The sequence below is a fragment of the Streptomyces sp. NPDC026522 genome, from assembly GCF_055567555.1.
This window is the reverse complement of sequence record NZ_JBVHQF010000003.1, coordinates 14,831-28,580: the sequence shown is the minus strand read 5'-3', so window position 1 is coordinate 28,580 and position 13,750 is coordinate 14,831. Positions and strand designations below refer to the sequence as shown.

11 protein-coding genes are annotated in these 13,750 nt (G+C 71.7%); 3 read left to right on the top strand and 8 right to left on the bottom strand.

The annotated features are described in order from the left end of the window. Positions 1 to 450 precede the first annotated feature (450 nt). Both ACZ4M3_RS08480 and ACZ4M3_RS08475 read left to right on the top strand, forming a co-directional pair. Positions 451 to 2,976, top strand: coding sequence for an ATP-dependent Clp protease ATP-binding subunit (locus tag ACZ4M3_RS08480; RefSeq protein WP_453355881.1), 2,526 nt, complete (start codon positions 451 to 453; stop codon positions 2,974 to 2,976). 390 nt (positions 2,977 to 3,366) lie between these two features. Continuing rightward, the gene (locus ACZ4M3_RS08475; protein ID WP_467730861.1) at positions 3,367 to 3,987 is read left to right on the top strand and encodes a M23 family metallopeptidase; all 621 of its coding nucleotides are present in this window, start codon (positions 3,367 to 3,369) and stop codon (positions 3,985 to 3,987) included. A gap of 63 nt (positions 3,988 to 4,050) precedes the next feature. Here the strand turns inward: ACZ4M3_RS08475 and ACZ4M3_RS08470 are convergent, their stop codons facing one another. From ACZ4M3_RS08470 to ACZ4M3_RS08445, 6 genes are all read right to left on the bottom strand, one after another. Further along, positions 4,051 to 5,235: a LamG-like jellyroll fold domain-containing protein gene (locus ACZ4M3_RS08470; protein ID WP_467730860.1), complete on the bottom strand. Its 1,185-nt coding sequence runs from the start codon at positions 5,233 to 5,235 to the stop codon at positions 4,051 to 4,053. A 69-nt stretch (positions 5,236 to 5,304) separates the two neighbouring features. Further along, positions 5,305 to 6,639 (bottom strand): two-component system sensor histidine kinase CseC, encoded by a 1,335-nt coding sequence (gene cseC / locus ACZ4M3_RS08465; RefSeq protein WP_467730859.1) that lies wholly within the window; start codon positions 6,637 to 6,639, stop codon positions 5,305 to 5,307. Positions 6,640 to 6,652: 13 nt separating this feature from the next. Continuing rightward, positions 6,653 to 7,363 (bottom strand): two-component system response regulator CseB, encoded by a 711-nt coding sequence (gene cseB / locus ACZ4M3_RS08460; RefSeq protein WP_467730858.1) that lies wholly within the window; start codon positions 7,361 to 7,363, stop codon positions 6,653 to 6,655. 13 nt (positions 7,364 to 7,376) lie between these two features. Next, a complete protein-coding gene (locus tag ACZ4M3_RS08455) occupies positions 7,377 to 8,018 on the bottom strand; it encodes a hypothetical protein (RefSeq protein WP_467731328.1) in 642 nt (213 codons plus the stop codon). Between the two features lie 44 nt (positions 8,019 to 8,062). Continuing rightward, the gene (locus ACZ4M3_RS08450; RefSeq protein ID WP_467730857.1) at positions 8,063 to 8,623 is read right to left on the bottom strand and encodes a SigE family RNA polymerase sigma factor; all 561 of its coding nucleotides are present in this window, start codon (positions 8,621 to 8,623) and stop codon (positions 8,063 to 8,065) included. A gap of 217 nt (positions 8,624 to 8,840) precedes the next feature. Further along, entirely contained in the window at positions 8,841 to 9,746 is a 906-nt protein-coding gene (locus tag ACZ4M3_RS08445) for an HhH-GPD family protein (RefSeq protein WP_467730856.1), read from the bottom strand. A gap of 302 nt (positions 9,747 to 10,048) precedes the next feature. On the opposite strand from ACZ4M3_RS08445, the gene ACZ4M3_RS08440 reads away from it, so the two are divergent. Further along, a complete protein-coding gene (locus ACZ4M3_RS08440) occupies positions 10,049 to 10,834 on the top strand; it encodes a hypothetical protein (protein WP_467730855.1) in 786 nt (261 codons plus the stop codon). A 36-nt stretch (positions 10,835 to 10,870) separates the two neighbouring features. Here ACZ4M3_RS08440 and disA read toward each other — a convergent pair whose 3' ends face one another. Together disA and radA are read right to left on the bottom strand one after the other, a co-directional pair. Further along, the gene (gene disA, locus ACZ4M3_RS08435; protein ID WP_453353541.1) at positions 10,871 to 11,995 is read right to left on the bottom strand and encodes a DNA integrity scanning diadenylate cyclase DisA; all 1,125 of its coding nucleotides are present in this window, start codon (positions 11,993 to 11,995) and stop codon (positions 10,871 to 10,873) included. A gap of 178 nt (positions 11,996 to 12,173) precedes the next feature. Next, the gene (gene radA / locus ACZ4M3_RS08430; protein ID WP_467730854.1) at positions 12,174 to 13,586 is read right to left on the bottom strand and encodes a DNA repair protein RadA; all 1,413 of its coding nucleotides are present in this window, start codon (positions 13,584 to 13,586) and stop codon (positions 12,174 to 12,176) included. Between the last annotated feature and the right edge of the window lie 164 nt (positions 13,587 to 13,750).

The following is a 13,750-nucleotide window of genomic DNA, read 5'->3' as shown; positions in this document are numbered from 1 at the left end:
TCCGGAATCGGCTCCGGGTTACGCACCGTGTACGGAAGAATGCGGAACGTAAACATCCGGCGCGCTCCGTCCCACAATCGAAGACGGAAGTCTGTTCGCCCGTAGCGGAGGGAACCCGGTCCGCCGGCATGGACTGTTCCTCCTCGGGGGTAAGACATTCCTAGTGGATAGGGGCGACACGCTGAGGTGAACGGCCTTCGAGAGGCTTCCGTTCGCCATCGGCGTACACGTGTGACGGGTATCTGCCTGGCCTGCGGGAACATCGTCTCGCACCATCGGGTTGGAGCAGGTGTCGGCTCTTACGGCCGGTTTTCCCACAGAACGTGGGGGTGAGCCGCGGACGGATGTCGGCAGTTGGAATGAGCTGTCCCGCCCCGCGGGACTAGCATGCGGAAGGACAGGGCGGGGACCGACCCCGAACTGCCCGACCGCTCTGAGGAGCGATAAACGATGTTCGAGAGGTTCACCGACCGCGCGCGGCGGGTTGTCGTCCTGGCTCAGGAAGAAGCCCGGATGCTCAACCACAACTACATCGGCACCGAGCACATCCTCCTGGGCTTGATCCACGAGGGTGAGGGTGTCGCCGCTAAGGCCCTGGAGAGCCTCGGGATTTCGCTCGAGGCTGTTCGCCAGCAGGTTGAGGAGATCATCGGTCAGGGGCAGCAGGCCCCGTCCGGCCACATCCCCTTCACCCCGCGGGCGAAGAAGGTCCTGGAGCTTTCGCTCCGAGAGGCCCTCCAGCTCGGCCACAACTACATCGGCACCGAGCACATCCTGCTCGGCCTGATCCGCGAGGGCGAGGGCGTCGCCGCCCAGGTCCTCGTGAAGCTGGGCGCCGATCTGAACAGGGTCCGGCAGCAGGTCATCCAGCTGCTCTCCGGGTACTCCGGAGGCGGCAAGGAGTCGGCCACGGCAGGCGGCCCGGCCGAGGGCACCCCCTCGACCTCGCTCGTCCTCGACCAGTTCGGCCGCAACCTCACCCAGGCTGCCCGCGAATCCAAGCTCGACCCGGTCATCGGGCGCGAGAAGGAGATCGAGCGGGTCATGCAGGTGCTGTCCCGCCGGACCAAGAACAACCCGGTCCTCATCGGCGAGCCCGGCGTCGGCAAGACCGCCGTCGTGGAGGGCCTGGCCCAGGCCATCGTCAAGGGCGAGGTGCCCGAGACCCTCAAGGACAAGCACCTCTACACCCTCGACCTGGGCGCCCTGGTCGCCGGTTCCCGCTACCGCGGTGACTTCGAGGAGCGCCTCAAGAAGGTGCTGAAGGAGATCCGCACCCGCGGCGACATCATCCTGTTCATCGACGAGCTCCACACCCTCGTGGGTGCGGGTGCCGCCGAGGGCGCGATCGATGCCGCCAGCATCCTCAAGCCCATGCTGGCCCGTGGTGAGCTCCAGACCATCGGTGCCACGACCCTGGACGAGTACCGCAAGCACCTTGAGAAGGACGCGGCGCTGGAGCGCCGTTTCCAGCCGATCCAGGTGGCGGAGCCTTCCCTCCCCCACACGATCGAGATCCTCAAGGGCCTGCGCGACCGCTACGAGGCCCACCACCGCGTCTCCATCACGGACGAGGCCCTCGTGCAGGCGGCCACCCTGGCGGACCGCTACATCTCGGACCGCTTCCTGCCGGACAAGGCGATCGACCTGATCGACGAGGCCGGCTCCCGGATGCGCATCCGCCGGATGACCGCACCGCCGGACCTCCGCGAGTTCGACGAGAAGATCGCGAACGTCCGTCGCGACAAGGAGTCGGCCATCGACTCCCAGGACTTCGAGAAGGCGGCCTCCCTCCGTGATTCGGAGAAGCAGCTGCTGGCGGGGAAGGCCAAGCGCGAGAAGGAATGGAAGGCCGGCGACATGGACGTCGTCGCCGAGGTCGACGGCGAGCTCATCGCCGAAGTCCTCGCGACCGCGACCGGCATTCCCGTGTTCAAGCTGACCGAGGAGGAGTCCTCGCGGCTCCTGCGCATGGAGGACGAGCTCCACCGTCGCGTCATCGGCCAGAAGGACGCCATCAAGGCCCTCTCGCAGGCGATCCGCCGTACTCGTGCGGGTCTCAAGGACCCGAAGCGTCCCGGTGGCTCGTTCATCTTCGCCGGCCCCTCCGGTGTCGGTAAGACCGAGCTCTCCAAGACGCTCGCCGAATTCCTCTTCGGCGACGAGGACGCGCTGATCTCCCTCGACATGTCGGAGTTCAGCGAGAAGCACACGGTTTCCCGTCTCTTCGGTTCGCCCCCCGGCTACGTGGGCTACGAAGAGGGCGGCCAGCTGACCGAGAAGGTCCGCCGGAAGCCGTTCTCCGTCGTCCTCTTCGACGAGGTCGAGAAGGCGCACCCGGATATCTTCAATTCCCTTCTGCAGATCCTGGAGGACGGTCGCCTGACCGACTCCCAGGGCCGGGTCGTGGACTTCAAGAACACGGTCATCATCATGACGACCAACCTGGGTACGCGGGACATCTCGAAGGGCTTCAACCTGGGCTTCGCGGCCCAGGGCGACACCAAGACCGGATACGACCGGATGAAGGCGAAGGTCAACGAAGAGCTCAAGCAGCACTTCCGGCCCGAGTTCCTGAACCGTGTCGACGACACGGTCGTCTTCCACCAGCTCACGCAGGAAGACATCATCCAGATCGTCGACCTGATGATCGCCAAGGTGGACGAGCGCCTCAAGGACCGCGACATGGGCATCGAGCTCAGCGGTGAGGCGAAGCAGCTCCTGGCGAAGCGCGGTTACGACCCGATCATGGGTGCGCGCCCGCTGCGCCGGACCATCCAGCGCGAGATCGAGGACATGCTGTCGGAGAAGATCCTCTTCGGCGAGCTGCGCCCCGGTCACATCGTGGTCGTGGGTGTGGAGGGTGAGGGCGACGACGCCAAGTTCACCTTCCGCGGCGAGGAGAAGACGGCTCTGCCGGACATGCCTCCGATCGAGGCGACGGGCTCCGGCCCGGACCTCTCCAAGGGCGCCTAGCCCCAGCCGCACGTAGCGGTACGAAGGGCGGCCCCGGGACCGAAAGGTCCCGGGGCCGCCCTTTCGCGTGCGCGGGGCGCGGGCGCGCTGCCCCGGGAAGCCGGCCGTACTCGTCCTCCCGGCGGTGACAAGCCGCACAGGGCAAATCGGACCTCCTATCACCTTTCGTAGATCGAGTGTCCGTTTTGCCCCCCACTTCCCCCTGGTAGGGGGCCGTCAACAGGTTCGGGTGGACCGTCCATATCTACGAGGTTGGGTAGTAAAAGGGCGGTTTGGGGCAGCGCGGGGGGCCGGGTTACCAAAGTGGGCGAGCCCAGCCCGGTACCCCTCGGCAGTCGCCGAGCGCGCCGGGCGGTTTGTTGCCCTGTTCCCGGCCCCGGAGGTCCCCGCATGTCCGCGAAGCGCGCCAGCACCCGTCGTACCCGTCTCGCCCTCGTCGCCACCGGTCTCGGTGCGGCACTGGCTCTCGGGGCGGGGACGACCGCCGCCTTCGCCGACGAGGCACAGAGCACCCTCACCGGTACCGCCGGGCTCGTGGCCGCCCAGGCGCAGGCCCAGGCCAAGGCGGCCGCGACCGCCGCGAAGCCGGCGGTCACCTGGAGCAAGCCGGTCGCCCGCTACACGCTCTCCGCGACCTTCGCCCAGGCCGGCGGCCTGTGGGCGCACAAGCACTCCGGCCAGGACTTCGCCTGCCCGATCGGCACCCCGGTGCACGCGGCGAGCGCGGGCGTGGTCGTCAAGGCCGGCCCCAACGGCGGCGGCGACGGCCCGGCGTACGGCAACGCCATCGTGATCCGGCACGCGAACAACACGTACTCCCAGTACGCTCACCTCTCGCGGATCCAGGTCAAGATCGGCCAGAAGGTCGCCATGGGCGCCCAGATCGGCCTCTCCGGCAACACCGGCAACTCGACGGGCCCGCACCTGCACTTCGAGATCCGCACGACCCCGAACTACGGCTCGGCCATCAACCCCGTCGCCTTCCTGCGCACGGTCGGCATCACCGTCTGAGTCCCGTTCCGCTCGGGGCGGGGGCGGCGGCAGCAGCCGCGGACCCCACCCCGGTCCGGGGGCTCAGTACAGCAGCCAGGCAGCCGTCCGGCGGGCCATCGGGTCCAGCTTGCCCGCCTTGAGGGCGTCGATGCGGTCCTGGGGCAGCACATCGGCGTAGATCCGCAGGCTGTCCAGGGCGCCGTTCCAGGGGGCCGTCCAGTTGTCCTGGTGGCGGGAGCGGCCGAGCTGGAGCGGGCCGGGGGCCTGGAAGATGCCGGAGGGCACCGATGCCTCGTCCGCCTTCTTGCCGTTCACGTACAGGGTGATCTTCTTGGCGGGGACGTCGTAGGTCGCCGTAAGCTCCGACCAGGTCTTGTCCATCTTCGAGCTCACGCCGGCGACGGCCGTGGTGGTGGTCTCGGCGCCCTGGGCGCCGGTCTGCACCCGGAAGATCCAGGCCGGCTTTCCGTTCACCTCGTCCAGGCCCAGCTCGAAGGAGAACGACTTCTCGCTGCCCTGGCTGATGGCGATCTGGCGCCCCGTGGCGGTCCGGTTCCAGACGCGGGACGAGACGGTGAAGCTCTTGGAGGTGTCGACGACGCGCTGCTGGGACTCGGCGAACGAGTTGGGGTTGCCCTTGAGGCGGACCTCGTAGCGCTTGTCGATGGGGAAGACTCCGGCGTCGGGCCCCATCTTGAGGTTGGACTTGCCGATCTGGTCCCGGATGGTCGTCTGGTCGCCCGGCAGGGTCGGCGTGAGGTCGGTGGGCGTCCCGTTCTGGGAGGCGGAGGCGGACGCCGTGGGCTTGCCGTCGGCGCCTTCGTCCGGTCCGCCGTCCTTGCCCTTGCCCAGCAGCAGGAAGGTTCCGCCGCCGACGAGCAGCGCCACCACCGTCACCCCGCCGACGATCAGCCAGAGCCGCTTCTTGCGCCGCGCCGCCGCCGAGCGGTCCGCGAGCGCGTCCCAGTCGGGCTGCGCGCTCTGTGCCGGTATCGCGAGGGGCTGCTGGAACTGCTGCGGAGGCTGCGCCTGCTGGTACGGGGCCTGCTGGTAGGGGCCCGGCTGGGGCTGTTGCTGCGGGTACCCGTAGCCGTCCGGCTGCTGCGGGGGACCGAAGCCGCCCGGCGCCTGGTGGTCGCCGGGAGCGCCGGGCGGGTAGCCGTAGCCGCCGGAGGCGGGAGTTCCCGGCGGGAACCCGTAGCCGCCGCTCCCCGGGGCGGGCTGCTCGGGCTGCTGGCTGCTGGGGGGATTCGTACCGTCGGTCATTCCACGGATGCTAAGACATGAGCCGCTCGGAGCGAACGCCCGCATATTGCGATCGGGAACCGATCGCGATCAAGTACCCCGGGGGCCCGGCTGCCCCGGCGGCTGGAGGATCGGGAAACTGCCCGTCGCCGTCGGTGCGTGCTCCGGCAGCCACAGCACCGCCACCGCCCCGGCGGCCGCGCCCTCGGCCGCCGCGCCGCCCCGGGCCGCCACGTTGCGGAACGTCAGCCGGGCGCCCAGGACCCGCGCCTGACCCTCCGCGATGGTCAGCCCCAGCCCGTGCCCGACCCCGGCCCGGTCCGTGGACCCCGTACGGAAACGGCTCGGCCCCTCGCGCAGCAGCGCCTCGGGGAAGCCCGGCCCGTGGTCCCGTACGCGTACCACCCGGCCCTCGATGTCGACCTGCACCGGCGGCTGTCCGTACCGCCCGGCGTTGGCCAGCAGGTTCCCCAGGATCCGCTCCAGGCGGCGCGGATCGGTGCTGACGATCTCGTCCGCGACGACCCGTACGGACGCCTCCGGCATCAGCGACCGCACCCGCCGGGTCACGAACTCGCCCAGCGCCACGTCCTGGAGTTCGGCCCGCTCCGAGGCGCTGTCCAGCCGGGCCACCTCCAGCACGTCCTCGACCAGCGCCCGCATCGCCTGCGCCCGGTCCCGCACGAGCTCGGTCGGCCGGCCCGGGGGCAGCAGTTCCGCCGCCGTGAGCAGACCCGTCACCGGGGTGCGCAACTCGTGCGCGATGTCGGCGGTCACCCGCCGCTCGGCCTCCACCCGCTGCTGGAGGGTGTCCGCCATGGCGTCCACCGCCCGCGCGAGGTCGTCCGTCTCGTCCCGTACGACGCCGCCCACCGCGTCCCGTACCCGGACGTCGGGATCGCCGTGCGCCACCCGCTGCGCGGCGGCCGCGGCCTTGCGCAGCCGGCGCGAGATCTGCCCGCCGATGAGCACGCCGAGCGCCGAGCCGGCGAGCACCACGGACAGCGAGCCGACGACCAGCGCCCGGTCCAGGTCGCGCACCATGTTGGCGCTCTCGCGGAACTGGGTGTGCAGCGACACCACCTGCCCGTTGCCGAGCGGTACGGCGGCCCACACCTCCGGGAGCCCCTTCGGGTTCTCCTGGACGTACGTCCCGCGCCGCCCGCTGCGGGCCTTCTCGCGCAGTTCCGTCGGCAGGTCGGGGTCGTTGAGCTTGGCGCCCATGGGGGGCTTGCGCCCCGCCTCGGCGTTGCGGGAGATGAACTGCACCCGGTCGAGCTGCACCTCGCGGGCGCTCTCCAGCATCGACACGCGGGCAGCGCTGTGCACCACGAGGCTCAGCGCGACGGCGATCAGCGCCCCCACCGCGGCGACGGCGAGGGCGATCTTCCAGCGGATCCCGGTGCGCAGGGTGAACTGCTTCACAGCGTGGACCGTCTCATGCCTTGAGCTTGTATCCGAAACCGCGGACCGTCTCGATCCGGTCCTGCCCGATCTTGGTGCGCAGCCGCTGCACGTGGACGTCCACGACGCGGGTGTCGCCGCCCCAGTCGTAGTCCCACACCCGCTCCAGCAGCCGGTCGCGCGAGAGTACGGTGCCGGGCGCGGAGGAGAACTCCAGCAGCAGCCGCATCTCGGTCGGGGTCAGTGCCACGGGGGCGCCCGCCTTGCGCACCTCCATGCCCTCGGTGTCGACCTCCAGGTCGCCGAAGGCCAGTACCCCCCGCTCGCCGGAGTCCCCCTCGCCGGCCGCCGGACCGCCGCCGTTCACCCCGTTCGCGTGGCCGAAGCGGCGCAGCACGGCGCGGATCCGGGCGACGAGTACCGAGCCGTCGAACGGCTTGGTGACGTAGTCGTCGGCCCCCGCCTCCAGGCCCAGGACGACGTCGATGGAGTCGGCGCGCGCGGAAAGCATGATCACCGGCACGGTGGACTCGTCGCGGATGCGGCGGCACAGGCTCACGCCGTCCATGCCGGGCACCATCACGTCGAGCAGGGCGATGTCGGGGCGGTTCGCCCGGAAGGACTCCAGGCCGGCCAGGCCGTCGGGCATGGCCGTGACCACGAAGCCGTCGCGTTCCAGCGCCAGGGTCGTGGCCTCGCGGATGACGTCGTCGTCCTCCACGAACAGCACATGGGTCTCGGCCATGCGGAGCCTCGCTTCAGTTCTTGGGTGACACGGCCGGGGCGGGCTGGCCGTCGCCGTCCACGTTGCTGTAGTCCGTGTGGACCCGGTCCTGCTCGGCGAACTTGTCCCCGGTCCACCGGTAGGTGATCACGTCCTCGCCGGACGGGTAGGAGAGCGCGTCGCTCTTGCCGTACACCGGCTTGGTGACCACCAGGTCGCCGCGGTCGATCTCCGCGTAGACGGGCGGCTGTTCATCCGCGAACACGTTCTCGTACTTCGCGCCCTCGGCGCGGTACACGTACGACCCGCGCCCCAGCGCGTCGGCGCAGGACAGCACGTTGACCACGATGTCGACGACCGGGCTGCCGGTCACCTTCCCGTAGCTGACGTCGACGGGGTACTCCTTGCCCGTGCAGGGCTTGAGGTCGCGCTTGACCTCGGCGCTGACCTTGGGGTCCGCCTTCAGCAGTGCTACCGGGTCGACCTTCGCGGCCGGCCGGCCCGGGGCCGCGGCGGAGGACTCGCCCTGCGGGGACGCGGCCGAACCGGCCGGCGTCCCGGTCCGGGCCACGGTCTCGGTGCGGGCCGGGCCGCCGTCGCGCAGCCCCGTGCCGCCGGTCGCGCAGCCGACCGCGAGCAGCCCGGTGCCGACGAGGACGACCGTCCCCGCCGACATCAGCACCAGCGGCTTCCTGCCGCCGGCGTCCTTGCCCTGGCCGTTCAGGCCGCGCACCGCTCCCGCCCCTCGTACCGTGCCGCGTGGTCGCCGCGCTCCAGCGCGCGCATGTCGAGGTCCCGGCTCTCCAGCTCCTGCCGGAGGCGGGCCAGTGCGCGGTGCAGGGTGCTCTTCACGGTTCCCGTCGACATGCCGAGCGCCGCTGCCGTCTCCTCGGTGCTCATCTGCTCCCAGTGTCGCAGCACCACGACGCTGCGCTGCTTGGGGGCGAGCACCTTGAGGATGTCCATCAGCAGGGCGCGGTCGGCGCGCTGGTCGGAGCCGTCCTCGACGGAGGCGTCCGGGAGCTGCTCGGTGGGGACCTCGTCGAGCTTGCGGGCGCGCCACCATTCGGTACGCGTGTTGATCATGACGCGGCGCAGGTAGGCGTCAGCCAGCGCCTTGTCGGCGATGCCGTCCCAGCGGCCGTACGTGCGCACGAGCGCGGTCTGCAGGAGGTCCTGGGCGTCCGTGGGGTCCGGGACGAGGCGCCGGGCGCTGCGCAGCAGCGCGTCCTGCCGGGTGCGTACGTACTCCTCGAATTCGAGTACCTCGCCGTGCGCCATCTCAGACCGCCTCCGTTCCGTCCCACCGTGCATCCGCCGCTTACGGACCCGAAGGTACGGAGGCGTTGTCACGGCACTGTGCGGGTCAGCCCTCGGTGGGCGCACGGACACCCGTAGATTGTGTAACAGCGCCCGTGAGCTGCGGTTTCCCCGGCCGAAGCGGAGCCTCGGAGTCAACTTAGGTCGGCTCCGCGGCCGGGCCGGCCGGGCCCGGTCCTCAGCTCCGCGGCAGCCGGTACATGCCCTGCGCGAGCGGCTCCACCAGCCCGTCGGAGACCAGCCCGTCCAGCGCCCGGGCCCGCTGCACCGGTTCGTCCCAGACCGTGTCGAGCACGGACTGCGGAACCGGTCCCACCGCCTCCCGGAGCACCGCGAGGAGCCTGCCGCGCACCTGCCGGTCGGTACCGGCGTACGTCTGCCCCCGCCGCGGCGGCCCGTCGTGCGGCGGCTTCCCGGCGAGCCGCCACGCGCACTGCGCGGCCACCGGACAGCGGGCGCAGTCCGGGGACTTGGCCGTGCACACCAGCGCGCCGAGCTCCATCGAGGCCGCCGCCCAGCGCGCCGCGGTCGCCTCCTCCTCGGGCAGCAGGGCCCGGGCCAGGCGCCGTTCGGCGGCGGTCGTGGCGTTCGGCGGGTACTCGACGCCGGTCGTGGTGCGGGCGAAGACCCGCCGGACGTTGGTGTCCAGCACCGGGTGCCGCTGGCCGTACGCGAAGGAGGCCACCGCGGCCGCCGTGTACTCGCCGATCCCGGGCAGCGCGAGCAGCTGCGCGTGGTCCCGCGGTACGTCGCCCCCGTGCCGTTCCGTTATCGCGACGGCCGCGCCGTGCAGGCGCAGGGCCCGGCGCGGGTAGCCGAGCCGGCCCCATGCCCGTACGGCCTCGCCGGGCGCCTCGGCGGCCAGGTCGGCGGGGCGGGGCCACCGGGCGAGCCACTGCTCGTACACCGGCAGGACCCGGCTGACCGGGGTCTGCTGGAGCATGAACTCGCTGACCATGACCCCCCAGGGGCCGGCCTCGGGGCGGCGCCAGGGCAGGTCGCGGGCGTGCTCGTCGAACCAGGCGATGACGGGGGAGTGCAGCGCGTGGGCGACGTCGGGGGAGGGGAAGGTGGATGCAGTCATGGCACACGCATCCTGGCACGTTTCGCCCCTGCCGCGCCGGGCCCGGCGCGGCGGTCGGGACGGCGCGGGCGCTTCCGGGCGACGCCGGACTCCGCCGCCCCGGAGCCGAAGACCGTACCCGGCCGGGCGTGGCGGCCCGTGCACGGTCACCGTCCGTACGCAACACCCGGACGCGGCAGGGCCCCCGTATGGCCTGATCTTTTCGGCCGGAAGGGGCCAGCGGGATGATCATCGGCAAAACAAGCCGGATGCGCGGCATGTGGGGCGCTGATCGCGCCGCCGGTTCTCGTAAAGTTCCGTTCGTGGGATCACTGCGCAATCCGGTCGGGCCGCTCCCCTCCTCCATCTACTGGCGACGGAGGGCTGTGCTGGCGTCCGTCGCCGCGCTGCTCGCGCTGCTCGCCGTATGGACCGTCAGTTCCGGTGGCGGGAAGCCGAGTACGAACGGTGAGGGCAAGGGCGGGCCGCGTCCGGTCACCTCGATCACCCCCGGCCCCTCGGGCTCCGGCCCGGCGATCAGTCAAGCGCCGGGCGGCCGCGGGGACTCCGGTTCCGGCGGCGGCGCCGCGGCGGGTTCCGGTACGGGCGCGGGCGCGGGAAAGAACGGCGAACCGGGCGGCAGTGGCCCGGGTGACGGCGGCGCAGCCGGCGCCGCGGCCCCGGTCCCCGCGGACTCCGCACTGCCCGCCTGCGCGCCGGGCGTGGTGCAGTGGGAGGTCAAGAGCGTGAAGAACGAGTACGAGGCGAACGAGAAGCCCCGGCTCGAACTGGTCGTCCGCAACGTGTCGGGCACCACCTGCAAGGTCGGACTCGGCCCGAAGCAGGCCGTCATGACGATCACTCAGGCGAGCGGCAGCAAGCCGGTCTGGTCGGGCGCGGACTGCCCGGCGGGCCCGGGGAACGTCTTCTTCCGGCTGCCCGCGCAGGGTGAGGCGAAGCAGTCGCTGGAGTGGGACCGCAAGCCGAGCGCGCCCGACCAGTGCCAGACGCCTCCGGCGGGTTCGGCGGCCCCGGACACCTACGTGGTCGAGGTCAAGGCCCCCGGTATGCCGGTCGCCCGCACCTCGTTCGTCCTCAAGCAGGACTGAGCAGCCGGCCCGGGCACCGACCCTTGTACGTAGCGTTCATACGTAGCGTTCGAGGATCGAGGACTCGGCCAGGCGGGACAGGCCCTCGCGGACGCTGCGCGCGCGGGCCTCGCCCACGCCGTCCACGGTCTGGAGGTCGTCCACGCTCGCGGCCAGCAGCTTCTGCAGGCCGCCGAAGTGCTCGACGAGCCGCTCGATGATCGCCCCCGGCAGCCGGGGCACCTTCGCCAGGAGCCGGTACCCGCGCGGCGACACCGCCGAGTCCAGCGTCTCCGGCGAGCCCGTGTACCCGAGGGCCTTCGCGACGATCCCCAGCTCCAGCAGCTCCGGGTGGGTCAGCGCGTCCAGCGCCGGCAGCGCCTCGTCCACCGTGCGGGAACGCTTCGCTGTGGGTTCCGGAACGTAGTCCCGGATCACCAGTTCACGTTCCTGCTCGATCCCGACCGTCAGCTCGTCCAGCTGGAGCGACAGGAGGCGTCCGTCGGTGCCGAGTTCCACCACGTATTCGGCGATTTCCGTGGCAATACGGCGAACCATTTCCAGCCGCTGGGCCACCGCCGTCACGTCGCGCACCGTGACCAGGTCCTCGATCTCCAGCGCCGACAGCGTCCCCGCGACCTCGTCCAGCCGCAGCTTGTACCGCTCCAGCGTGGCCAGTGCCTGGTTCGCCCGGGACAGGATCGCCCCGGACTCCTCCAGCACCCGGCGCTCGCCGTCCACGTAGAGCGCGATCAGCCGCATCGACTGAGAGACGGACACGACGGGGAACCCGCACTGCTTCGAGACCCGGTCCGCCGTGCGGTGCCGGGTGCCGGTCTCCTCCGTCGGGATCGACGCGTCGGGGACCAGTTGCACGCCCGCGCGCAGGATCTTGGTGAGGTCCTTGTCGAGGATGAGGGCGCCGTCGAGCTTGCACAGCTCGCGCAGCCGGGTCGCGGTGAACTCCACGTCCAGCACGAAACCGCCGGTGCACATCGCCTCGACGGACTTGTCCATGCCGAGGACGATGAGGCCGCCGGTGTTGCCGCGGACGATCCGTTCGAGACCGTCGCGCAGGGGCTGACCAGGTGCGACCGCGCTCAGCGAGGCCCGCATCATGGCTTCCTGCCTGGAGCTCGCGCCCGACTTCCCGGATGCTGCTGCACCGTCCTTGGCTGCCACTGCACTCCTCCGGTTGCGGGTTGCGCCGCCTGCGTACGGCCGGGCGGACCAGCACAAAGTCTACCGGCGCGCTCCGCGCCCGCACCGTGCCTTGTCCCGTATCGCCGCCGCGGGATCCCGGGCGGGGTAGCGGGCCGGGCTCCGGGGCGGCCGCCCGGACCGGGACCGGCGGCCCGGGCTACTCGGCTGCCCGCTCCCGGGCAGGCGTACGGGCGCGCCCGCGCGGCAGGACCCGTAGCGCGTCGCCCATGTCGGCGACCTCGATCACCTTCATGCCCGCCGGCACCTTCCCCGGATCACCGGGAACCAGCGCGTGCGTGAACCCGAGCCGATGGGCCTCGGCGAGCCGCCGCTGGACGCCGGTCACCCGCCGCACCTCGCCGGCGAGGCCGACCTCCCCGATCGCGACCAGGTTCTTCGGCAGCGGGACGTCACTGGCCGCCGAGGCCAGCGCCAGCGCGATCGCCAGGTCCGCGGCCGGCTCGGTGAGCTTCACCCCGCCCACCGTCGCGCTGTAGATGTCCCGCTTGCCCAGCGCCGTGATCCGGCCGCGCTGCTCCAGCACCGCCAGCATCATCGAGACGCGCGAGGTCTCCAGGCCGGAGGTGGTCCGGCGGGGCGAGGGGATCTGCGAGTCCACCGTCAGCGCCTGTACCTCGGCGACCAGCGGCCGCTTGCCCTCCAGCGTCACCGTCAGGCAGGTCCCCGGCACCGCCTCCGCCCGGCGGGTCAGGAACAGCCCGCTCGGATCGGCGAGCCCGGTGATGCCCTCGTCGTGCAGCTCGAAGCAGCCGACCTCGTCGGTGGCCCCGTAACGGTTCTTCACCCCGCGCACCAGGCGCAGTCGCGCGTGCCGGTCGCCCTCGAAGCTCAGCACCACGTCCACCAGGTGCTCCAGCAGCCGGGGGCCGGCGATCGCGCCGTCCTTCGTGACGTGGCCGACGAGCAGGGTCGACATCCCGCGCTCCTTGGAGGCCCGGATCAGCGCCCCGGCCACCTCGCGGACCTGCGCCATCCCGCCGGGCGCGCCGTCGATCTCGGGGGATGCGACGGTCTGTACGGAGTCCAGGATCAGCAGGGAGGGCTTGACGGCGTCCAGGTGGCCGAGGACGGCGGACAGGTCGGTCTCCGCGGCGAGGTAGAGGTGGTCGTTCAGCGCGTTGATCCGGTCGGCCCGCAGCCGTACCTGGCTCGCGGATTCCTCGCCCGTCACGTACAGGGTGCGGTGGCTGTCACTGGCCGCCTTCGCCGCGACGTCCAGCAGCAGCGTCGACTTGCCCACGCCCGGCTCGCCCGCCAGCAGCACGACGGCCCCCGGCACGAGCCCGCCGCCGAGCACCCGGTCCAGCTCGTCCACGCCGGTGCTGCGGGCGGTCGCCGTGCGGCCGTCGACCTGGGCGATCGGGACGGCGGGGGCCGAGACCCGGCCGGCCGCGGTGGTCCGCACGGCGGGCGCGCCCATCTCCTCGACGGTCCCCCACGCCTGGCACTCCGGGCACCGGCCGAGCCACTTCGCGGTCGTCCAGCCGCACTCGGAGCAGCGGAAGGACGGCCGGTCCTTGGCGGATGAACGAGATGTACGGGCAGCCATGCGCACACCGTAGCCGCAGCCACCGACACCGCCGCCGGCCGTGACCGGTACGACCGGCCGCCGGGCGGCCCGACGGACCGCCGCCGGCCGCCGCGTCAGGGGCGCTGTCAGCAGGGGATCGATCTGTTCACCCGTAAGGGCTAAAACCGCTGAAGGCTTCCGGA